The 22,084-nt window shown below is 68.5% G+C and carries 22 protein-coding genes; 17 read left to right on the forward strand and 5 right to left on the reverse strand.

The window, feature by feature from the left end; genetic code table 11:
• Positions 1-121 precede the first annotated feature (121 nt).
• The 6 genes from ACQUSM_RS03435 (at position 122) to ACQUSM_RS03460 (ending at position 4,022) form a co-directional block, all read left to right on the forward strand.
• Positions 122-1,288 (forward strand): MBL fold metallo-hydrolase, encoded by a 1,167-nt coding sequence (locus ACQUSM_RS03435; RefSeq protein WP_435115753.1) that lies wholly within the window; start codon positions 122-124, stop codon positions 1,286-1,288.
• A complete protein-coding gene (locus ACQUSM_RS03440) occupies positions 1,288-1,839 on the forward strand; it encodes a YeeE/YedE family protein (protein ID WP_435115755.1) in 552 nt (183 codons plus the stop codon). Before ACQUSM_RS03435 ends, ACQUSM_RS03440 begins: the two co-directional genes overlap by 1 nt.
• A gap of 88 nt (positions 1,840-1,927) precedes the next feature.
• Positions 1,928-2,338, forward strand: a complete 411-nt coding sequence (locus ACQUSM_RS03445; protein WP_435118274.1) for a DUF6691 family protein — start codon at positions 1,928-1,930, stop codon at positions 2,336-2,338.
• Positions 2,339-2,423: 85 nt separating this feature from the next.
• Complete coding sequence (locus ACQUSM_RS03450) at positions 2,424-2,570, forward strand: DUF7512 family protein (RefSeq protein ID WP_435115757.1); 147 nt, start codon at positions 2,424-2,426, stop codon at positions 2,568-2,570.
• Positions 2,571-2,599: 29 nt separating this feature from the next.
• Positions 2,600-3,562, forward strand: coding sequence for a sulfite exporter TauE/SafE family protein (locus ACQUSM_RS03455; RefSeq protein WP_435118276.1), 963 nt, complete (start codon positions 2,600-2,602; stop codon positions 3,560-3,562).
• 61 nt (positions 3,563-3,623) lie between these two features.
• Positions 3,624-4,022 (forward strand): helix-turn-helix domain-containing protein, encoded by a 399-nt coding sequence (locus tag ACQUSM_RS03460; RefSeq protein ID WP_435115759.1) that lies wholly within the window; start codon positions 3,624-3,626, stop codon positions 4,020-4,022.
• Positions 4,023-4,026: 4 nt separating this feature from the next.
• Here ACQUSM_RS03460 and ACQUSM_RS03465 read toward each other — a convergent pair whose 3' ends face one another.
• The 4 genes from ACQUSM_RS03465 to ACQUSM_RS03480 all read right to left on the reverse strand — a co-directional run bounded on the left by ACQUSM_RS03465 (position 4,027) and on the right by ACQUSM_RS03480 (position 7,157).
• Complete coding sequence (locus tag ACQUSM_RS03465; RefSeq protein ID WP_435115761.1) at positions 4,027-4,854, reverse strand: ABC transporter permease; 828 nt, start codon at positions 4,852-4,854, stop codon at positions 4,027-4,029.
• Entirely contained in the window at positions 4,851-5,639 is a 789-nt protein-coding gene (locus tag ACQUSM_RS03470; protein ID WP_435115763.1) for an ABC transporter permease subunit, read from the reverse strand. The genes ACQUSM_RS03465 and ACQUSM_RS03470 overlap by 4 nt, the downstream gene beginning before the upstream one ends.
• Entirely contained in the window at positions 5,632-6,594 is a 963-nt protein-coding gene (locus ACQUSM_RS03475) for an ABC transporter ATP-binding protein (RefSeq protein ID WP_435115765.1), read from the reverse strand. Before ACQUSM_RS03475 ends, ACQUSM_RS03470 begins: the two co-directional genes overlap by 8 nt.
• A 62-nt stretch (positions 6,595-6,656) precedes the next feature.
• Positions 6,657-7,157, reverse strand: coding sequence for a GNAT family N-acetyltransferase (locus tag ACQUSM_RS03480; RefSeq protein ID WP_435115767.1), 501 nt, complete (start codon positions 7,155-7,157; stop codon positions 6,657-6,659).
• A 123-nt stretch (positions 7,158-7,280) separates the two neighbouring features.
• On the opposite strand from ACQUSM_RS03480, the gene ACQUSM_RS03485 reads away from it, so the two are divergent.
• From ACQUSM_RS03485 to ACQUSM_RS03520, 8 genes are all read left to right on the forward strand, one after another.
• Positions 7,281-8,258 (forward strand): deoxyhypusine synthase, encoded by a 978-nt coding sequence (locus ACQUSM_RS03485; RefSeq protein ID WP_435115769.1) that lies wholly within the window; start codon positions 7,281-7,283, stop codon positions 8,256-8,258.
• Between the two features lie 185 nt (positions 8,259-8,443).
• Positions 8,444-9,481, forward strand: coding sequence for a zinc-dependent alcohol dehydrogenase family protein (locus ACQUSM_RS03490; RefSeq protein WP_435115771.1), 1,038 nt, complete (start codon positions 8,444-8,446; stop codon positions 9,479-9,481).
• A gap of 136 nt (positions 9,482-9,617) precedes the next feature.
• Positions 9,618-11,051: a cytochrome ubiquinol oxidase subunit I gene (locus ACQUSM_RS03495; RefSeq protein WP_435115773.1), complete on the forward strand. Its 1,434-nt coding sequence runs from the start codon at positions 9,618-9,620 to the stop codon at positions 11,049-11,051.
• Positions 11,044-12,039, forward strand: coding sequence for a cytochrome d ubiquinol oxidase subunit II (gene cydB, locus ACQUSM_RS03500; RefSeq protein ID WP_435115775.1), 996 nt, complete (start codon positions 11,044-11,046; stop codon positions 12,037-12,039). The genes ACQUSM_RS03495 and cydB overlap by 8 nt, the downstream gene beginning before the upstream one ends.
• Positions 12,032-12,268, forward strand: a complete 237-nt coding sequence (locus tag ACQUSM_RS03505; RefSeq protein ID WP_435115777.1) for a hypothetical protein — start codon at positions 12,032-12,034, stop codon at positions 12,266-12,268. The genes cydB and ACQUSM_RS03505 overlap by 8 nt, the downstream gene beginning before the upstream one ends.
• Before the next feature lie 75 nt (positions 12,269-12,343).
• The gene (locus ACQUSM_RS03510) at positions 12,344-13,813 is read left to right on the forward strand and encodes an ATPase domain-containing protein (RefSeq protein WP_435115779.1); all 1,470 of its coding nucleotides are present in this window, start codon (positions 12,344-12,346) and stop codon (positions 13,811-13,813) included.
• Positions 13,803-14,891, forward strand: a complete 1,089-nt coding sequence (locus ACQUSM_RS03515; RefSeq protein ID WP_435115781.1) for a sensor histidine kinase — start codon at positions 13,803-13,805, stop codon at positions 14,889-14,891. Before ACQUSM_RS03510 ends, ACQUSM_RS03515 begins: the two co-directional genes overlap by 11 nt.
• A gap of 89 nt (positions 14,892-14,980) precedes the next feature.
• Entirely contained in the window at positions 14,981-15,811 is an 831-nt protein-coding gene (locus ACQUSM_RS03520; protein WP_435115783.1) for an RIO1 family regulatory kinase/ATPase domain-containing protein, read from the forward strand.
• 5 nt (positions 15,812-15,816) lie between these two features.
• Here ACQUSM_RS03520 and ACQUSM_RS03525 read toward each other — a convergent pair whose 3' ends face one another.
• Positions 15,817-16,839 carry a succinylglutamate desuccinylase/aspartoacylase family protein gene (locus ACQUSM_RS03525; protein WP_435115785.1) on the reverse strand — a complete coding sequence of 341 codons (1,023 nt, stop codon included), beginning with the start codon at positions 16,837-16,839 and terminating at the stop codon, positions 15,817-15,819.
• A 105-nt stretch (positions 16,840-16,944) separates the two neighbouring features.
• Between ACQUSM_RS03525 and ACQUSM_RS03530 the strand changes: the two genes are divergently transcribed.
• The 3 genes from ACQUSM_RS03530 to ACQUSM_RS03540 all read left to right on the forward strand — a co-directional run bounded on the left by ACQUSM_RS03530 (position 16,945) and on the right by ACQUSM_RS03540 (position 22,083).
• Positions 16,945-18,267, forward strand: a complete 1,323-nt coding sequence (locus ACQUSM_RS03530; RefSeq protein ID WP_435115787.1) for a RimK/LysX family protein — start codon at positions 16,945-16,947, stop codon at positions 18,265-18,267.
• An 89-nt stretch (positions 18,268-18,356) separates the two neighbouring features.
• Entirely contained in the window at positions 18,357-19,880 is a 1,524-nt protein-coding gene (locus tag ACQUSM_RS03535; RefSeq protein WP_435115789.1) for an aldehyde dehydrogenase family protein, read from the forward strand.
• A gap of 70 nt (positions 19,881-19,950) precedes the next feature.
• Positions 19,951-22,083, forward strand: coding sequence for a PAS domain S-box protein (locus ACQUSM_RS03540; protein WP_435115791.1), 2,133 nt, complete (start codon positions 19,951-19,953; stop codon positions 22,081-22,083).
• Position 22,084 lies beyond the last annotated feature (1 nt).

The following is a 22,084-nucleotide window of genomic DNA, read 5'->3' on the forward strand; positions in this document are numbered from 1 at the left end:
GCCAGTTCCAGTTGTATCGCCTATTACGGTGTTACTGTCACATCACCCGCCCCGGTATTGTGTAGTTAGTGAAAATCTATCCGAACGCTTATCCCGGACAGTCCAGTAGGTGGGGGTGACGATGGTCGATCACCAGACGAGCGAATCGATCGAATCGATCAGCCCCGAGGGGCTGAAGCGGCGCATCGACTCGGGCGAGGACGTGTTCCTCCTCGACGTGCGTTCGACGTCCGACTTCGAGGAGTGGCGCATCGAGGGGCCGGAGACGGTGAACTACCCGTACTTCGAACTCCTCGACGGCATCCCCGAGGCGCTGCACGAGCAGTTGCCCGACGATCGCGCGATAACGGTGCTGTGCGGGAAAGGCGGCTCCAGCGAGATGGTCGCCGAGCAGCTTCAGGAAGCCGGGTACGAAGTCGACCACCTCGAACGCGGGATGAAGGGGTGGGCACGCGTCTACGAGTACCAGGAGCTCGACACCGACGGCGACGCCACGATCGCCCAGTACCGCCGACCGTCGAGTGGCTGTCTGGCCTACCTCGTCGTCTCCGGCGACGAGGCGGCGGTGATCGACCCGCTCCGGGCGTTCACCAACGAGTACGTGCGGGACGCGAAGACGCTCGGTGCCGACCTGACGTACGCGCTCGACACGCACGTCCACGCCGATCACGTCTCGGGGGTGCGGGAACTCGCCGCCGAGACCGACGCGACCGCGGTGCTCCCCGAGGCGGCGGCGAAGCGGGGCGTCGACTACGACCGCGAGTACGAGACGGTCGCGGACGGCGACACGCTCTCGGTCGGCGACGCCGAGATCGAGGTGCACCACACGCCCGGTCACACGACCGGGATGACGGCGTACCGCGTCGGGGACGTGCTGTTCACCGGCGACGGGCTGTTCGTCGAGAGCGTCGCCCGGCCGGATCTCGAAGACCCCGAGGCCGCGAGAGACGCCGCCCGCACCCTCTACGAGAGCCTGCAGGAGACGGTCCTGCCGCTCCCCGACGACACGGTGATCGCGCCGGCACACTTCGGCGACGCGGCGACGCCAGACGACGACGGGACGTACACTGCCGAGCTCGGTGATCTGGTCGAGCGCATGGACGCGCTCGGGATGGACGAGGGGAAGTTCGTCGAGCACGTGGTCGAGGATATGCCGCCCCAGCCGGCCAACTACGAGGAGATCATCGCGACCAACCTCGGGCACGAGGCGCCCGACGACGAGGCGGCGTTCGAACTCGAACTCGGCCCGAACAACTGCGCCGCGAGCGAGGAGGCGATGACCGACTGATGATCGACGCTACACCGCTTCTGTTCCCGGCGGAGCCGTTCCCCCGGGGCGTGCTCCCGTACCTGCTCGGCGGCCTGCTCGTGGGCGCCGGCGCGGCAGCGATCTACCTCTCGACGGGGATCATCGCCGGCGCGAGCACGTTCCTCGAGTCGACGCTGTCGTACGTCTCCGACGTGGACCGCTTCAACCGCTTCAAGTACGTCCAGTCACGCGGCTGGCGCCTCGTGTTCACCGCGGGAATCGTCAGCGGCGCCGCGCTCTGGGCGTTCGGACTCGCTCCCGCGCTGGCGGCCGCGACGCCCTCGCTCTCGTCGGCGCTCGGGCCGGCGGCCGAACCGGGCGCGTGGACGACCGACGTGCAGTGGTGGCGGCTGCTCGGCGGGGGCGTCCTCGTCGGTATCGGCACCCGGCTCGGCAAGGGGTGTACCTCGGGCCACGGCGTCTGCGGCGTCGGCTCGCTGTCGAACACCTCCTTCGTGAACGTCGCGACGTTCCTCGCGTTCGCGATCGGGACCGCACAGCTGGTGCAGGCTCTGGGGGTGGCGCCGTGAGCGACGAGACGCGAGCGGCTCGAAACGCGCCAACGGGAGCGAACGGGGTGAGCGACACGTGAGCGCCGAGGACCGTCACCCCCTGTTCATGCCGGCGGTCTACGCCGGCGGGCTGATCTTCGGCCTCGGCCTCGCGATCAGCGGGATGGCACGGCCGGAGATCGTGCTCGACTTCCTCCAGTTCGAGGACTTCGGCCTGCTGTTCGTGATGGGCGGCGCCGCGGTCGTGACGGGGATCGTCTTCGCCGTCGCGACGCGGCTGGACAGCACCGCCCCGTTGACCGGGAGCGAGTACACCCGCCGCGTGAAGGAGTTCGACAGCAACGTCGTCGTCGGCGGCGTGATCTTCGGCGTCGGCTGGGGCGTCTCGGGCATCTGTCCGGGCGCAGCCTACGCCAGCGTCGGGATCGGGAACCTCCCGATCCTCTGGGCGATCGGTGGGATGTTCCTCGGCGCGTACGCACAGGGCTACCTCCGATCGCGGGGGTCGACTGCCTGAACAACCATGACGAACCACACCACTCCGCCCGTTCGCAAACAGTATTGTGTAGAAACCACATTACTAAACAAGACAGAACTTCGCCATGCTGCCGACTGAACTGGCCGTTCCCGTGGACGCGCTGCGGACGGTCGGGCTCGTGTTCGCCGAGTCGATCGCGCTGTACGCTCTCTACGGGGTGCTCTCGACTGCGTTAGCGCCGAGGCTGCTCGCGGCTGTGGGGGGTGAGTGACCGTGGAACTGCTCGGTCTTGGGCTCACCATGGTCGCGGTGTTCGTCGGCTTCGGCCTGCTCATCGGCACGCTGTTCGGCTTCTTCGGGATGGGTGGGTCGTTCCTCGTGACGCCCGCGCTGTTGGTGCTCGGCTACCCGTCGACGGTCGCCGTCGGGAGCGGGCTGGCGTTCGTGTTCGGGACGAGCGTGATCGGCGCGCTCAAACACCGCGACCACGGGCAGGTCGACTACAAGCTGGCGGCGATCATGACGGTCGCGATGACCGCCGGGATCGAACTCGGAAAGCGCGTCGTGTTCCTCCTCGAGGCCACGGGGCTGGCCGACCTCGTGATCAACGCCGCCTACGTCGGCCTGCTCGCGATCGTCGGCCTGTTCACCCTGCGTGACGCGTGGGGCGACGACGGGGAAGGGGCCGACCTATCCGACCGCGTCCAGTCGCTGGAGATCCCGCCGATGGTGCACCTTCGCGGCGGCGTCCGCGTCTCGGCGCCGATCGTCGTCGCCGTCGGGCTCGCAATCGGCGTGCTCTCGGGCTTCCTCGGCGTCGGCGGCGGCTTCCTGCTCATGCCCGCGATGATGTACGGGCTGGGTGTGCCCGCCGCGATCGCGGTCGGGACGGACATCCTCCAGATCACCATCTCGGGGGCGTTCGGCGCGTTCACGTACGCTCAGTCCGGCTCGGTCGCGCTGCCAGTCGTGGGGTTCCTGCTGCTCGGGAGCGCGCTCGGGGCGCGGGTCGGCGCGGGCGCGACCAACCTCGTCGACGAGGGGGAGATCAAAGGGTACTTCGCCGCGATGCTGCTCGCCGGGAGCGTCGCCGTCGCCGCGAACAAGCTGGGCACGGTGTACGGGATCGAGGCGCTGAACGCTCTCAGCACCGTGCTGATCTTCGGCGCCGCGTTCCTCGTCAGCGGCGCCGTCGTGCTGGCCGCGGTCTGCCGGCTCCGCGGGCAGACGAACGGCACGCTCTGTCGGCTCACGACGTCGTAGCGCAGTATTGTGTCGTTCATGCAAACTCTTTTACCCGAACGGACGCTACCCTGCGGTACGGATGGCGAACTCGATGCAGGAGATGCTCCGGTCGGACATGGAGTGTGAGGGGCTGCTGGAGTGTTTCCACGACCTGAAGGAGATCGACAAGGAGGTGTTCCGCCTGCTGAACGAGCGCGGCGAGGGGCTGACCGTCGACGAGATCGCGGACGCCGTCGACCGCGAGCGCTCCACCGCCTACCGCTCGGTCCAGCGGCTGCTGTCGGCGGGGTTCCTCCAGAAGGAGCAGGTGAACTACGAGCAGGGCGGCTACCACCACGTCTACCACCCGCGCGACGCCGAGGAGATCGCCGGCGAGATGCAGCGCACGCTGAACGACTGGTACGCGAAGATGGGTCAGCTCATCGGCGAGTTCGGCGACAAGTACAGCGACGAGCCGAGCGTCGCCGCGGAGAGCTAACCCCTCAAACGTCCCGGCGCGCGAACGCCCGGCGGCTCAGCCCGAGGAGGACTGCCGCCGCGAGGAGCAACACTCCTGCCCCCATCAGATCGTACTCCCCGCCGACGAGCACGGCGGAGGGGTCGAGGTAGTGGGTCGGCGTGACGGCGCCCGCCCACGCGTAGTCCGACACGCCCAGCACCGACTCCGCCAGCCACGAGCCGAACACGAGCGCGAGGGCGACACGGCCCGCGGTCCGGCTCCGCCCGACCACCACGCCGAGCAGCAGGCCGGCGGCGCCCCAGCAGAGGAGGTACGGCACGATCAGCGCGTGTAGCGCGACGAGCCGCTCGACGGACAGCGGCTCGCCGACGAGCACCGACGTGCCGTAGAGCACCGCCGGCGTGAGGAGAGTCGCGCCGAGTATCGGGACGAGCAACGCGAGGTAGTTCCCGAGGAGGACGCTCCCCCGCGCGACGGGCGCGGCGAGCAGCGTGTCCATCCGCCCGGTCTCCACGTCGCCGGCGACCGCCCCCGCGGCGGTGTAGGCCACGTAGCCCGCGAGCCCGACCAGCCAGCCGAACGTGTAGTACTCGCCGGCGAGCAGCCCTTCGAGGGACGCGAGGCTCTCGAACCCCAGCAGCTCGTTCAGCACCGGCGGCAGCGCGTCGAGCAGCGCCTGCATCTCCTCCCCGGCGACGAAGCTCGGGCCGATCCAGACGAACATCGCGCCGTAGGCCGAGAGCAGCGCGGCCACGACGGCGGCCACCCGCAGGCGGCGTTCGGCCTCGAACCGCGCGACGGTCGCGACCGACGCGCCGCCCCGCCGGGCGTCGACGGACTCGGTGCTCACGAGAGATCCACCTCCCGGAACCACGCGACGCTGCCGACCAAGAGCACGACCGTCGCAGCGAGCAGGATCGCCGCCCCGGCGAGGTCGTACTCGCCGGCGGTGAGCACCCCGAGCGGGTCGTAGTACCGCGTCGGCGAGATCGCGCCCAGCCACGGGATGTCCGCCCCGGAAGCGATGGTGTCCAACAGGAACGCTCCCACGATCCCGCCCGCGGCGACCCCCTCGGCGACGAGCCGATCCGGCGCGGCCACCGACGCGAGCGTGCCGAACGCGCCACAGCAGAGGAAGTACGGGAGCGAGAGCGCGTGGACCGCGAGCAGGTCGGTGACGGCGATCGGTTCGCCGACGAGGCGCGTGCCGGCGAGGACGACGGTAAACACGGCGACGTTGGCGAGCAGGATCGGCGTCAGGAGCGCGAGGTACTTCTCGCCCAGCAGACGCTCCCGGGAGATCGGCGCGGCGAGCAGCGTGTCCATCCGCCCGGTCTCCACGTCGCCGGCGACCGTCCCCGCGGCGCTGTACGCGAGATACGCGCCGAGCCCGACCAGCCAGAGGAACTCGTACAGCTCGATCGCCAGGAACCCCTCGATGGTCCCCATCGTCGCGAGCCCGAACGCCTCGACCATCCCCGGGGGGAACTGCTCGACCAGCGCGTCGATGTCCACCTCGCCGAGCAGTCCGGGTGCGATCAGGACGACCATCGCCGCGAACGCCGCCAGCCCGCCGGCCAGCACCAGAGAGCCGGCGAGGCGTTTCTCGGACTCGTAGCGTACCGTCTCAAGCATCCTCGGCCTCCGACTCGACGCGTTCGACGGTCTCCTCCGTGTCGGTGTCGTAGAAGCGCATGAACACGTCCTCGAGGGGTGCCTCCTCGATCGCGAGATCCCGCAGGTCGTGATCGAGCAGCCGGCGGAGCAACGGCTCGTACGCGCCGGTGTACGTGAACGAGACGGTGGTCACGCCGTCCCCGAGATCCTCTCGCTCCTCCCGCGCCCGGCCGCCGACGGTCACGTCGTGGGCGCCCGGGAGATCGAACGCTGTGGCGTCGACGCTGTCGCCCAGCGTCACCCGGACCTGCTTCCCGCTGCGGTCGAGCAGTTCGTCGACGGTCGACACTTCGACGAGACGGCCGTTCCGGATGATCCCCACGCGGTCACAGACTTTCCGAACCTCGCTCAGGATGTGCGAGGAGAAGAAGAACGTCGTCCCGCGCTCACGCTCCGACCGGACGAACTCGAGGAACGTCTCCTGTTTCAACGGATCCAGCCCCGAGGTGGGCTCGTCCATGATCAGCAGATCCGGGTCGTGCATGAACGCCATGACGATCGCGAGCATCTGCCGGTTCCCCCGGGAGTAGTCGCCCACGGGCCGGTCCAGCGGCGGGTCGAACAGTTCGAGCAGCTCGTCGCTGCGAACGTCACCGCGGAGCGAACCGTGGTACGCCAGCAGCCGTCGCCCGGTGACGCGTTCGTCGAAGCCGGGTTCGCTCGGGAGGTAGCCCACGCTGGACCGAGCCGCCCGCAGCGCCTCGGCGTCTTCCACGTCGGCGCCGAGCACCGTCGCCGACCCGCCCGTCGGCGACTGGAACCCCATCAGCGTCCGGATCGCCGTGGTCTTCCCCGCGCCGTTGGGGCCGAGGAAGCCGAACACCTCCCCGTCCTCGACGGCGAACGTGAGGTCCTCGACGCCCCGAACGTCGCCGTAGTACTTGGTCAGATCGTCGGTCCGTATCGCGGGCATGGACGTAGAGGACGGGGCGACGGCACAATCAAGATACCGCTGGATCGAGCCGGGACGGCGACTCAGTCGAACGACTTCTCGAACACCAGAATGTCGAGCGTCGTCCCCTCCACCTCGGCGGTCGTCGCGCCGACCCGCTCGAAGCCGTTGGCCTCGTAGAACGCGTGAGCGGGCGTCTGTCGCCCGGTCGTCGAGAGCACGAACCGCTCGGACCCGCGCTCGCGGGCGCGGCGTTCGAGTTCGTCGTACATCGCCTGCCCGATCCCCTCGCGGTGGTGGTCGGGGTGGACGTGCATCCGCTTGAGTTCCGCGGCGCCCGCGGGCTCGACGAACTCCGTAACGACGCCAGTCGGGGGGCGGAACGCGCCGGTCGCGACGATCTCGCCGTCACGTTCCCCGACGAGGAACTCTCCGCCGGCGTCGACGTACTCCGCGAGGATGTCGTCGTCCTCGAGCGCGGGCACGTCCTCGAAGTAGGCGTCGGCCGAGCGGAGGGCGGCCTCGACGGTCTCGTCGACGGCGTCGCGGTCGGCGGGGCGGAAGCGGCGGATCGAGAGGGTCACACCGTTCGTACGCCGGCGGCGCCTTTCGGCCTTCGCTTCGCGGCAGCCCGGCTCGGTCTAGCTCGGGAGACACCCGCCGGGCGAACCCACGCAGTTCAAGAGTCCCGGCCGGCTACCGCCGGTATGGACGAAGACGAGAGCCACGAACACGTCGTTCCGGGCAGCGAGACGGAGCCCGGCGGCGAGGCGGTGCGGGGCTACGACTTCCGCGGCGAGTTCGACCTCGGCGAGATGCTGGAGGCCTACGCGACGACCGGCTTTCAGGCGACGCATCTCGCCGAGGCCGTCGACATCGCGAAACAGATGCGCGAGGAGGACGCGAAGATCTACCTGACGCTGACCTCGAACATCATCTCCTCGGGGCTGCGGGAGGTCGTCGCCTACCTCGTCCGCGAGGGGTTCGTCGACGTGATCATCACCACCTCGGGCTCGATCGCCGAGGACGTGATCAAGACCGAGAAGCCGTTCAAGATGGGCGAGTGGGACGCCGACGAGGCTGCGCTCCGCGAGGAGGGGATCAACCGCCTCGGCAACATCTACGTCCCCTCGGACCGCTACGTCTGGCTCGAAGAGTACCTCTACGACTTCTTCGACGACTTCTTCGCCGAGGAGAAGGTCCGCACGCCGACGGAGTTCTCCCGTGAGCTCGGCGAGACGCTGGACGACCCGGACTCGGTGCTGAAGCAGGCCGCCGACAACGACGTGCCGGTGTACTGCCCCGCGCTCAACGACGCCGAGGTGGGGAACTTCCTCTACTACTACCGAAAGCAGCACGACACCGACATCGGCATCGAGATCATGGCCGACTACGACGACCTGATCGAGAACGGGATGCTTGCCGACACAACGGGGCTGCTGGTCGTCGGCGGCGGCGTCCCCAAGCACCACGCGATCATGACGAACCTGTTCCGCGGCGGCGCCGACTACGCCGTCTACATCTCCACCGGGATGGAGGGCGACGGCTCGCTGTCGGGCGCGCCGCCGAACGAGGCCGTCTCGTGGGGGAAGATCAAGGAGGAGGAGACCAACTACACGCAGGTGCAGGCCGAGGCGACGCTCGTGTTCCCGCTGCTGGTGGCGGGCGCGTTCGCCGACAGCTAGCCAGTCACGTTACCGAGAGCGGCGCTCTCGGTCGCCAGCCAGCACGCCTCGCGTTCTGGCGACGGCTCGTGACCTGCCGAGGCCTCCGTGCCTCGGCAACAGAGCGTTTTGCCGTGATCGTGTGGAACCTCACGCGGACCGCCGCGACGGACGGATTTTTGCGCGTCCCGACACCACGAACGAGTATGGACGCCGCAGTGTTCCACGGCGAACGCGACATCCGCGTGGAGGACCGCCCCGAACCCGAGATCGAGAGCCCGACGGACGCGGTCGTCCGGGTGACCCACACCGCGGTCTGTGGCTCGGACCTCTGGCCCTACCGCGGTATTCAGGACCGCGAGGCAGGCTCGGGGATCGGCCACGAGCCGATGGGGATCGTCGAGGCGGTCGGCGACGACGTGACCAGCGTCGAGCCCGGTGACCGCGTGTTCGGCCCGTTCTCGACGAGCTGTGGGGAGTGTGAGTTCTGCCGGAAGGGGCTGCACACCTCCTGTGTCGAGGGCGGCGGCTGGACCGGCCCCGAGAGCGGCGCACAGGCCGAGTACGTCCACACCGAACACGCCGACGGCACGCTGATCCGCGTCCCCGAACGCCACGCCGACGACGAGGAGACGCTCCGCTCGCTGCTCCCGCTGACCGACGTGATGTGTACGGGCCACCACGCCGCCGTCAGCGCGGGCGTCGAGGCCGGCGACACGGCGGTCGTGATCGGCGACGGCGCGGTCGGCCTCTGTGGCGTCGCGGCCGCCAAGCGGCTGGGCGCCGAGCGCGTGATCGCGATGGGTCACCACGAGGACCGCCTCGAGATCGCCGAGGAGATGGGCGCGACCGACACGATCGCCGCCCGTGGCGAGGAAGCGGTCGAGCGCGCCACGGAGCTCACCCACGGCGGTGCGAACCACGTCATGGAGTGTGTCGGCGCGCAGTCCTCGATGGAGACCGCGTTCGAGGTCGCTCGCCCCGGCGGCACGGTCGGCTACGTCGGCGTCCCCAGCGGCGTCGAGAACGCCGAGTTCCTCGGGACCGCGTTCGGGAAGAACGTCAGTCTCGAAGGCGGCGTCGCCCCGGTTCGGGCGTACGCCGAGGCGCTGATGGCCGACGTGCTGCAGGGGACGCTCGACCCCTCGCCGGTGTTCACGAAGGAGGTCGACCTGGGGGAGATCGAGGAGGGATACCGCGCGATGGACGAGCGCGACGCGGTGAAAGTGTTGGTGAAGCCGTAGGACGACGGGAAACGGGTCAGAGTTAACTGCGTCTCGTTCGAACGTCCGCGTAGAGCAATGAGTAGCGGATGCGTCGTCGACCGTTCGACCGCCGCCCCGGGAAGAGGCGGGACCGCCCCCTGTGGGAGGTGGGGGGATGGTTGATCCCGTCGCGGCGAGCCGGCTGCAGTTCGCCGTCACCACCATCGTCCACATCATCTTCCCCGTGATGAGCATGGGGCTCGCGCCGTTCCTGATCTACTTCACCTGGAAGGAGATCCGGACCGGCGAAGCCGTCTACGAACGGCTCCGGCGGTTCTGGGTCAAGATCTTCGCGGTCAGCTTCGTCGTCGGCACCGTCACCGGGCTCGTGCTGGAGTTCGAGTTCGGCACCAACTTCGCGGCGTTCTCGACGTTCGCGGGCGAGCTGTTCGGCGGCCCGCTGGCGACGGAGGGGATGATGGCGTTCATGCTCGAAGCGACGTTCCTCGGCATCTTCCTCTACGGCCGTGAGCGCGTCTCCGACGCGTTCTACTTCCTCTCGAGCGTCGCGGTCGGGCTGGGGACGTGGCTCTCGGCGGTGTGGATCCTGATCGCGAACTCCTGGATGCAGACCCCGCGGGGGTACGAACTCGTCAACGAGGGCGGGCAGGAGGTCGTCCACCTCACGGACCCCATGGCGGCGTACCTCAACCCCCGGTTCCAGTACATGTTCATCCACATGCAGAACTCGGCGGTCGAGTCGGTCGCGCTGTTCATGGCCGGCGTCGCCGCCTACTTCGTGTACAAACACCACGTCCGGGGACAGGAGATCGACAACCCCGTCTTCTGGGTGAAGACGCTCAAGATCGCGATCGTCGCGCTGGTGATCACGGCGCCGCTGCAGGTGCTCCACGGCGACCTGTACGCCCGCCACGTGTACGAGACCCAGCCACAGAAGTTCGCCGCGATGGAGGCGCTGTGGGAGACCGACACGTACGTGCCGGAGTACATCATCGCGTTCCCGACCGACCCCTCGCACATCCTCGACCCGCGGGCGAAGGAGCTGTTCGGGATCGGCATCCCCGGCGGCGCGTCGTGGCTCGCCAGCGGCGGGAACCCGCAGGCGGAGATCCGCGGGCTGAACTCTTTCGAGACGGCGGCGCCGCCGGTCGCGATCGTGTTCTGGGCGTTCCGCATCATGGTCGGCCTCGGCTTCTGGTTCATCCTGCTCGCGTTCTGGGCGGCGTTCCGCTGGTACCGCGGCGATCTGGTCGACGACGACCTGCTCCACAAGGCGTTCATGGGCTCGTCGCTGCTGGGGATCGTCGCGGTCGAGACGGGCTGGATCGTCACCGAGGTCGGCCGCCAGCCGTGGCTGATTCAGGACGTGCTGCTGACCGAGTCGGGCGTCTCGACGAACCTGACCGGAGCGGAGGCGACGTTCACGCTCGCCGGCTTCGTCGGCGGCTACGCACTGCTGTTGGTGCTGTACACCTACGTGATCCGGCGGATCATCAAGCACGGCCCGCCCGAGGTCGACGACGGGAGCGAGAGCGTCGACGCGCCCACGGACGCCCCGCCGGAGGCGGAGGTGAGCGTCGATGATTGATCTCGCCGGCGAGCCGCTGTTCGGGCTGCCGCTGCCGGCGATCTGGTTCGGGCTCGTGTTCTTCGTGTTGGGGATGTTCCTGTTCCTCGACGGGTTCGACTTCGGGATCGGCATCCTGTTCGCGACCCGGGAGGACGACCACGAGAAGGAGACGCTGCTGGCCGCGATCGGGCCGTTCTGGGACGGGAACGAGGTGTGGCTGGTGGTGTTCGGCGGCGCACTGTTCGCCGCCTTCCCGTCGGTGTACGCGAATCTGTTCAGCCGCTACTACCTGCTCATGTTCGCGATCCTCGCAGCGCTCGGACTCAGGGGGCTCGCCCCGGAGATGTACGAGGAGCGCGAGGACGAGCAGTGGCGGCGGTACTGGGGCTACTCCTTCGTCGCCGGCAGCGCGCTGACGCCGTTCCTGCTGGGGATGTTCGCGATCAACTGGCTCACCGGGGTCGCGGGGATCGTCTCGATCCCGGGGCTGCTCGGCGGGCTCGCGGTCGTCGCGCTGACCGTCGCCGACGGCGCCGCCTTCCTCGGCCTCAAGACACGCGGCTCGCTCCGGGACGACGCGAGCCGGTACGGGATTCGCGCGGTCGCCGCCTACGTCGGTCTGGTCGCGCTCACGCTCGTCGCGATCTACGTCACGACGCCCGGCCTGCAGTCGGCGCTGCTCTCGGTGCCCGTGATCGCGCTGGTGCTGCTGTCGATCGCGCTGGCGGCGGGCTACGTCGTTGCCACCCGGCAGGGACAGTACCACGCCGCGTTCGGGACGGTCGCGGGACTGGTCGCCGCGCTGGTGGGCGTGATCGCGACCGCGATGTTCCCGGCGATCGACCGCGCGGCCGGGATCCCCGTCTCGGAGGGGATCGTCTCGACGCTGCCGCTGAACCTGATGACGATCATGATGGCGTTCCTACTGCCGATCGTCCTCTCGTACTTCGGCGTGCTGTACTCCGTGTTCAGCGGCCCGATCGACGCGGAGGCGTCGTATGGCTGACGCGGCCGACGGGTCGGCGTCCCCGAACCTCGGCTCCCGGATCGTTGTGACGTGGGCGGAGCTCACCGTCGTCGGCCTCGCCGGCGGGATCCTCGGCACGACCGTCGGCGGTCCGCCCGCGCTGGTGGTGTACTTCGCGACCACGCTGCTCTCGGTCGGGATCCTGCTGTACAACGTGAACGTACTGGTGCAGCGATCCATCACCCAGCAACTCAGGAACGAGCCGTAGTCGGCGCTCTTCCGAGGATACGACTGTACGGAAGGAACAGTAATCATGATGTGTTCGTGCGTCCTCAGTAGCGTCATGAGCGATATTTCGCGTGAATCGACCGGAATCGAGGGGCTCGACAGGGTTCTGGGGGGTGGGCTGTTGGAGCGGCAGAACGCGCTCGTTCGGGGGCCACCCGGCGCCGGCAAAACCGTGTTCGGCCTGCACTTCCTCGCTGCGGCCGGCGACGGCGAGGAGAGCCTGTACATCAACTTCGGCGAGCCGACGGAGTACGTCAAGCGAACGGCCGACCACTTCGACCTCAACTCCGACTCGCTGCATTTCCTCGAACTCGCGCCGACGGCCGAGCAGTTCACCGAGGAGGAGATGTACACCCTGTTCTCCTCGGCGGACGTGGAACAGCCGTCGCTGATCAACGAGGTCCGTGACACCGTCGAGGAGCTCCAGCCCGACCGCGTCCTGATCGACCCGATAACGGAGTTCCGCTTTCTCACGGCGGACGAACACCAGTTCCGCTCCCAGATCATGGGGCTCATCGATTTCCTCCGCGGGAAGGGGGCGACCGTGCTGATGACCTCTCAGGTCGCGTCGGACCTCTCCGACACCGATCTCCGGTTCCTGACCGACGTGATCATCGACCTCGACCGGACGCCCGACGCGTGGAGCATCGACGTGACGAAGTTCCGTGGCCCGTCGGTCAAACGCGGCCCGCACGGCTACGAGGTGACGGACGACGGCGTCGAGGTCTGGCCGCGGCTCGTCCCGACACAGGAGCCGGTCGACTTCGAGCCGGGGACCGTCTCCTCCGGCGTCCCGGAGCTCGATCAGCTGCTCAGCGGCGGGCTCCAGCGCGGCACGGTGACCTTTTTCAGCGGTCCCACCGGCGCCGGCAAGACCACGACCAGCCTCCAGTTCGTCAAGGAGGCCGCAAGCCGCGGCAACCAGTCGCTCATCCTCTCCTTCGAGGAGTCGAAGCGGACGATGCTCCAACGGTCGGAAGCGCTGAACATCGGCCTCTCACACATGCTCGACGAGGGCACCGTCGAGATCGTCGAGGCCCGCCCCGACGAGTACACGATCGATCAGGTCACGAACATGATCGAAACCGCGGTCACCGAGGACGACGTGGGTGTCGTCCTGCTCGACGGGTTCCAGGGGTTCAAGCAGAACCTCCGCGGGTTCGGCGACGAGGATCCGGTCGACTACCTGAGCTCGATCGGTCGCTACCTCCGCGAGATGGGGGTGACGACGATGGTCACCAACGAAGTCCACCAGATCACGGGCGAGTTCCGCGTCACGGAGGAGGCGATGAGCAACGTCGCCGACAACATCGTCTTCCTCCGCCATCTGGAGTATCAGGGCTCCATCGACAAGGTCATCGGCGTGCTCAAGATGCGAACGAGCGACTTCGAGGACACGCTCCGGCGCCTCGATTTCACCGAGTACGGCATCAGCGTCGGCGAACCGCTCACCGAACTGAGCGGCATCCTGACCGGGACGCCGACGTTCGACACGTCGAAACAGCCCCGAACAGATGGCTCCTGATCGCGCCGTCACCGACCGGGGCTCGACGGCGACGGTGTTCTCGCTCGTCGCGAACACGGCGAACCAGCGCCTCCTCACGAGGTGGCTCGCCGAGAACTCCCGGTACCAGCTCGTCGAAGGCGAGCTCGACAGCGCGTCGTTTGACATCTGTGTCCTCGACACCGCCGCGTTGCGGCAGTCCCAGTCGACGCTTCGACGGCGGAAAGACGAAGCCGATAGCCTGCTGCCGTACCTCCTTCTGGTCCCCGACAGCAGCTGGGTCGCGGTCAACGAGGAGCTCCGGCGACAGCACCCGGCGCTCTGGGAGCTCGTCGACGGCACCGTCAGGGTCCCGCTGGACAAGTACGACCTCGCGAACAGCATCGACACGCTGCTCCGACTCCGAGACCAGTCACAGGAGATCTCACGGCGGGGGCGACAGCTGGAGATACTGAACCGCCTGCTCCGGCACGACATCCGGAACGACATCGCCGTCGTGCTGGGGTGGCTCGACGTGCTGTCGGACAGCATCACGCCCGAGCAGCGATCGGCGTACGAGCGGATCGAGTCCGCGTCGAACCACATCCTCGACCTCACGACGACCGCGAGAGACATCACGGAAACCATAGCGAGCGGGGGCGAGCCCGAGCTACGGCCGATGAACCTCACCCAGGTCGTGCTCGAAGAGGCCGAGAAGTGCAGGACGACGTTCGAGACGGCCAGCATCGAGCTCCCCGACTCGCCGCCGGAGATAACCGTGGCGGCGAACGACCTGCTCTCCTCGGTGTTTCGGAACCTCATCAGCAACGCCGTGCAGCACAACGACGCCGCCGAGCCGAGGGTGGCTATCAGTCTGTCCGCGTCCGACGGCGCCGCGCGTGTCAAGATCGCGGACAACGGGCCCGGCATCCCCGACTCGATCCGGGAGCAGATCTTCCACGACGAGGTGAAAGGCGTCGAGAGCGCGGGGTCGGGGATGGGGCTGTATCTGGTCTCGACGCTCGTCCAGATGTACGACGGCAGCGTCTGGGTCGACGACAACGACCCGCGCGGCTCGGTGTTCGTCGTCGAACTGCCGACCGTCGAAGCGGCCGACTGAGACGGCACCGCGCGAGAAGGGGGTCGGTAGCTCTCGACACGTCACACGGCCACCGTCGTTTATCCCCTCGCCCCTCCAACCCCGACGTGATGGAACTGCGGCGGGTCGTCCGGGGGAGTCCGGACTGGGACCGGATCGAGGCGGTCGTTCGCGAGCTCGCGGAGCGGTACGACCGCGAGTCGGTCCACGTCCGCTTCCTCGACGCCGACAACTGGCTCTCGACGCCGCTGGTGCTCGACGACGAGTTCTTCGTGAAGCTGGTGACCGAGCAGAACTCGCTGGTCCACGCGCTGTTCACCGCGACCCGGAACCTCGGCGCGTTCTCCTCGGGTACGGAGGGGTTCTTCGGCCACTACGGCACGCCCTACCAGATGGCCGAACACGAACTGGAAGCCACCGAGCGCCTGCGCGAGGTCGGCGTGAACGCCCCCGAGCCGATCGAGGCGCTGGATGTCGAGGGGATGGGCGTGCTGGTGATGGAGTACCTCCCCGCGTTCGACACGCTGGGCGACCTCGGCGAGCAGCGCGAGCGCGAACTCGCCCCGGACGTGTTCGCGGCGCTGCGCCGGATGCACGACCACGGGCTCGCTCACGGCGACCTGCGTGCGGAGAACGTGCTCGTGGTCGAGAACGAGATCTACGTCATCGACGCCACCAACGTCCGCGAGGACGCGGACGCCGGGGCGACGATGGCCGCCGCGCGGTCGTACGACCTCGCGTGTGCGCTCGCGGCGCTGGAGCCGCTGATCGGTGCGAAAGCGGCGGTGAAGGCGGCGCTGGCACACTACGACGAACGGGAGCTACTGGAAGCGCGGGAGTTTCTGGACTTCGTGAGCGTTCGGCCGGACCACACGTTCGCTGCGGCGGCGTTGAAAGGGGAGATCGAGACGCGGGCGGGCGAGGCCGAGCGCGGCGGGTAGCCGCCTCAGTCCGGCCGCTCGGGCATCGTCCCCGACCGCTCGCGCTCGTAGGCGCGCCGGATCGGCTCGTCGAGCTCGACGAGGTGGATCAGGGGGTTGCCCGGGTAGACGACGGGGTTCTCGAGCTTCCCGACGAGCAGCCCCGTGAAGGGTGCCTCGACCCGGACGACGTCCTGCTTGAACGGGCTCGAGATGGTACAGACCGTGTCGCCCTCGTGGACGAGTTCGCCCCGGTCGTAGTGCATCTCCACGAGTCCGCCGGCGTCGGACCGGACCCACGTCTTCTGATCGCTGGTGACGATCGTCCGCCAGCTCGGTCGAGTCACGGACTGATCGGGGGAGACGCCGTACTCCGCGAACACGCTCGCGACGCCGTCGAGCGCGCGGTCGATCAGCCCCCGCTGGAACCGGTGAGCCTCGCCCATCTCGACGGTGATCGTCGGGACGCCGGCGGCGGTCGCCTCGCGGCGCAGCGTCCCCGACGCCCCCTCGCTGTCGATGATCACGTTCGAGCCGAACCCCCGCGCGAGCCGCGGGACGTCGCCGTCGGCCATGTCCGCCCGGACGTGGAGCATGTTCGTCCGGCCGCGCGTGGACGTGTGGAAGTCCAGCCCGAGATCGCAGGGTTCGACGAAGTTCCGGAAGATCTCGTCGGCCATCCGTTTCGCGCTCGTGGAGCCGGCGTTCCCGGGGAACGAGCGGTTGAGGTCGCGGTCGTAGACGGGCAGGTAGCGCTGCTGGGTGACGAACCCCGGCACGTTCAACACGGGCAGACAGACCAGCGTCCCGTGGAGGTTCGTGTGCGCCCACTCGTAGGCGACCTCCCGCACCACCTCGATCCCGTTGAGTTCGTCGCCGTGGGAGGCCGCCGAGAGGAACACGGTCGGCCCCGCGTGCTCCCCGTTGACGATCGAGACCGGGATGCGGACGGGGTCGCCAAGGTACGTCTCGCTGATGCTGTACCGGATGTCCGCGCGCTCCCCGGGTTCGACCCGCCCGCCGTTGTACGTGAACGCCCCGTCGGTCATCGTCCCGTGTTTGGCGCGGGGCGTATATAGCTGGGGCCCCGGTCGACCGCCCCTTCGGGCGGCCCATCGGCACGGTTTAGTCGCTATCCGTCGAAGACCACCCCAATGAACGACTCCGTTTCTGTCGGCGTTCTCAGCCTCCACAACAGCAAGGAGACGAAGGCGATCCTGAACGCGGTCGAGGCGCTCGGTCACACCGGCGTCTGGTTACGGGAGGAGAGCCTCTGTGTGGACATCGCGGACGGCACGGCGACGCTCGACCCCAACGTCGACGTGATCGCGAACCGACTCCTGCTGTCACGGACCGAACAGCCCGCGGAACTGCTCGGGCTCGCGCTCTCGCTGAGCCACCTACGGCCCATGCTGAACCGGCCGCGGAACGTCCTCACGGCGTTTCACAAGTTCGCGACCGCGACCGCACTCGCCGGCTCGGACGTGCAGTTGCCCGACGCGACGCTCGCGCTCGACGACGACCGGCTGAACGACGAGAAGGCGAAGTACGGCGACGAGGTGGTGTACAAGACCGCGATCGGCACCCACGGCGGCGGGACGTGGAAGGTCGGCAGCGAGGAACAGGTCAACCCACGGGTCGGCGACCGCTACGCGTTCCTCCAGGAGCTGATCCAGCGGGACGGCGACCGCCACCGCGACCTCCGTGTCTACGTCGTCGACGGCGAGGTCGTCGGCACGATGCGGCGGTACGCGCCGGAGAACGACTGGCGGACTAACGTCGCGCTCGGCGGCGACGTCGAGGGGGTCGACGACCTCCCCGAGGCGGCCGCGGCGGCGGCGCTCTCGGCGACCGAGGCCATCGGCCTCGATTACGCCGGCGTCGACCTCGTGGAGGGCGAGGCGGGCTGGCACCTGCTGGAGGTCAACCCCACCGCCGGGTTCAAGGGGCTGTTCGCGGCGACCGGCGTGAGTCCGGCCCCCGCCATCGCGAAGCTAGCCATCGAGACGGCGGGCGGCGAGGTGGACGACGACCGGGTCGTCGAACTCGCGACCGAGCTCGACGACTCCAAACCCGAGGCCGTGGCGACCGAACCCGAGCCCGAGCCGGCGGCGGTGAGCTCCATCGGCTACACCGAGAACGTGCTCGTCTCCGGCACCAGCGGCACCGAGCGCGTCGTCGGGAAGTCCGACACGGGCGCCGCGCGGACGAGCATCGACACCCGGCTGGCGGCGGCGATCGGCGCCGGCCCGATCAAGTCGATGACGAAGGTCCGATCCGGGAGCCGCAAGTCCGGGCAGGCCCGGCCGGTCGTCGACATCGTCGTCGGCGTCGGCGGGGACCGCCACACTGTCGCGGCGTCGCTGCAGGACCGCAGCCACATGGACTACCAGCTCTTGCTCGGCCGCGACATCCTCCAGCACTACCAAGTGGACGTTCGGCGTCGATCGGACGTCGACCAGTCGAGCGAGGAGTAGCGGCCGATTGCGGGGCGCTCGCGGTCGGGGGCGACCCCGTCTCGCGACCGGCAGGGTTTTTCACGCCACCGCCCCCACTCTCAGTACACATGAGCAGCGAACCGTACCAGCACTACATCGACGGCGAGTGGGTCGAGGGCACCGGCAGCGAGACGTTCACCAGCGAGAACCCCGCGAACGGCGAGACGCTCGGGGAGTTCCACCGCGGCACCGAGGACGACGTCGACGAGGCCATCGCGGCCGCCGACGAGGCGTTCGAGGAGTGGAAGGAGCTCTCCCACATCGACCGCGCGGAGTACCTCTGGGACATCTACCACGAGCTCAAGGAGCGCCACGAGGAGCTCGGCGAGATCGTCACCAAGGAGTGCGGGAAGGAGATCTCCGAGGGGAAAGCCGACGTGACCGAGGCCTGGCACATGGTCGAGTGGGCCGCCGGCGACGCCCGCCACCCCAAGGGCGACGTGGTCCCGTCGGAGATTCCGAGCAAGGACGCCTACATGCGCCGCAAGCCCCGCGGTGTCGTGGGCTGTATCACGCCGTGGAACTTCCCGGTCGCGATCCCGTTCTGGCACATGGCCGTCTCGCTGGTCGAGGGCAACACCGTCGTCTGGAAGCCCGCCGAGCAGACGCCGTGGTGCGGACAGATCATCGCCGAGATGTTCGAGGAGTCGGGCATCCCGGACGGCGTGTTCAACATGGTGCAGGGGTTCGGCGACGCCGGCGCGGCGATCACCGACGACGGCCGCATCGATACGGTGCTGTTCACGGGCAGCGCCGAGGTCGGCCACGAGATCGCCTCCAAGGTGGGCGGCGAGCCCGGCAAGCTGGCGGCGTGTGAGATGGGCGGGAAGAACAACATCGTCGTCACCGAGGAGGCCGACCTCGACGTGGCGGTCCACTCGGCCACGATGAGCTCCTTCAAGACGACCGGCCAGCGCTGTGTCTCCTCCGAGCGCCTCGTCGTCCACGAGGACGTGTACGACGAGTTCAAGGAGCGCTTCGTCGAGAACGCGAAGTCCGTCGCCGTCGGCGACCCGCTCGACGAGAACACGTTCATGGGGCCGCTGATCGAGGAGGAGCACAAGGAGAAGGTCTCGAAGTACAACCAGCTCGCGAAAGACGAGGGCGTGAACGTGCTCGTCGACCGCGAGGAGCTCGACGACGACGAGATCCCGGACGGCCACGAGGACGGCCACTGGGTCGGGCCGTTCGTCTACGAGGCCGACCCCCACGACGACCTGCGCTGCACGCACGAGGAAGTGTTCGGCCCGCACGTCGCCCTGCTGAAGTACAGCGGCGACATCGAGGACGCCGTCGAGATCCACAACGACACCGAGTACGGGCTCGCCGGCGCGATCATCTCGGAGGACTACCGCCAAATCAACTACTACCGCGACAACGCCGAGGTCGGGCTGGCGTACGGCAACCTCCCCTGCATCGGCGCGGAGGTCCAGCTTCCCTTCGGCGGCGTGAAGAAGTCCGGCAACGGTTACCCCAGCGCGCGTGAGGTCATCGAGGCCGTCACCGAGCGCACCGCCTGGACCCTGAACAACTCGAAGGACATCGAGATGGCACAGGGCCTGAGCGCGGACATCAAGACCCAGGACGACTGAATCAGGCAGTCGGCCGCAAACCCACCCCCGCCTTTTTAGCGCCACGCGCACTCTGCCACGGCGAACAGCGATGGACGACTCCGGCGGCACGATCCGCGTCCTCCACGTCGACGACGACGCGGACCTCGCGGATCTGACAGCGACGTACCTCCGGCGCGAGAACGATCGAATCGCCGTTGAGACGGCCGAAAACGCCGACGAGGCGCTCGGCCGGCTCGACGAGGGCGTCGACTGCGTCGTCGCCGACTACGACATGCCGGGTCGGTCGGGGATCGAACTGCTCGAAGCCGTGCGCGCCGACCATCCCGACCTCCCCTTCATCCTCTACACCGGGAAGGGGAGCGAGGAGATCGCCAGCGAGGCCATCTCCGCGGGCGTCACCGACTACCTCCAGAAGGAGGGCGGCACCAGTCAGTACGCCGTGCTCGCCAACCGCATCGTCAACGCCGTCGAGGCCGTCCGTTCCGAACAGCTACTCGCCCGCAGGACCCACCGGCTGGAGCGCCTGATCGACAACCTCCCCGGGATGGTGTACCGCTGCCGAAACGAGCCCGACTGGCCGATGGAGACCGTGGAGGGCGAGGTCGAGGAGCTGACCGGCTACGACGCCGACGCGCTGGAGCGCGGCGACGTGGTCTGGGGGGCGGATATCCTCCACCCCGCGGACCGCGACGAGATGTGGGAGCGCGTGCAGGCGTCGATCGCCGACCGGGGGACGTTCGAGGTGAACTACCGGATCCGGACCCGCGAGGGCGAGACGCGCTGGATGTGGGAGCGCGGCCGCGGCGTGTACGAGAACGACGAGCTGGTCGCGATCGAGGGGTTCATCACCGACGTGAGCGAGCGCGAGCGCCGGGAGAAGCGCTTGGAGCAGACCACCGCGCGGCTGGAGGCGCTGTTCGAGCAGTCGCCGGACATGATCAACGTCCACGACGCCGAGGGGACGATCGACGAGCCCAACGCCCGGCTGTGTGAGAAGCTCGGCTACGACCGCGAGGAGCTGATCGGAACGAAGGTCTGGGAGATCGACTGCTCGATCGACTCCGAGTCGGCCGCCGAGATCTGGGCGCGCATGGAGCCGGGCGACAGCCGCCGGTTCGAGGGGGAGTACGAACGCGCCGACGGCTCGACGTTCCCCGTCGAGGTCCACATCCGGCGTATCGAGGCCGACGACGAGCCGCTGTACGCCGTCATCAGCCGGGACATCACCGAGCGCCGGCAGCGCGAGCGCGAGCTCGAACGCGTCCGCGAGGAGCACGAGGAGCTCATCAACGGGATGAACGACACGGTGTGGGTCATCAACACCGACGCGGAGTTCCTCGCGGTCAACGACGCCGCCGTGGAGCGGCTCGGCTACAGCCGGGAGGAGCTGCTGGGGATGGGCCCCCGCGACATCAACCCGGAGACGGACCCCGACGAGATCGCGGCGCTGATCGAGGGGATGCCCGAGGACGGGACGCAGGTGTTCGAGACGGTCCACGAGACCAAAGACGGCGAGCGCATTCCCGTCGAGATCAGTTCGAGCCTGATCCGCTATCGGGGCGAGACCGTGATCCTGAGCGTCGGGCGGGACATCTCGGCCCGGAAGGAGCGCGAGCGCCGGCTCGAACGGTTCGCCTCCATCGTCTCCCACGACCTGCGCAATCCGCTGAACGTCGCGTCGGGCCGACTCGAACTGGCCGCCGAGGAGTGTAACAGCGAGCATCTCGGTCACGTCGCCGACGCCCACGAGCGCATGAACGCGCTGATCGACACGCTCCTCGACCTCGCTCGCGAGGGCGAACTCGCGATCGATCCGGCGCCGGTCGCCGTCGCCGACGTCGCCGAGAGCGCGTGGACGACCGTCGCAACCGACGACGCGGAACTCCGGATCGCTGTCGAGGGAACGATCGTCGCCGACCGGAGCCGGCTCACACAGCTGTTCGAGAACCTCTTCCGGAACGCGGTGGAACACGGCGGCCCCGGCGTGACCGTCACCGTCGCCGACATCGACGGCGGCTTCGCCGTCACCGACGACGGGCCCGGCATCCCCGAGAGCGAGCGCGACTCGGTGTTCGAAACCGGCTACACCACCGGCGAGGGGACCGGGTTCGGCCTCTCGATCGTCGGGCAGGTGGCCGAGGCCCACGGCTGGTCGGTTCGGCTCGTCGCCGGCGAGGACGGCGGCGCACGCTTCGAGTTCACCGGCGTCGAGGAGCCCTGAC

It is taken from the genome of Halolamina sp. C58, assembly GCF_051195095.1.
Classification (GTDB): Archaea; Halobacteriota; Halobacteria; order Halobacteriales; family Haloferacaceae; genus Halolamina.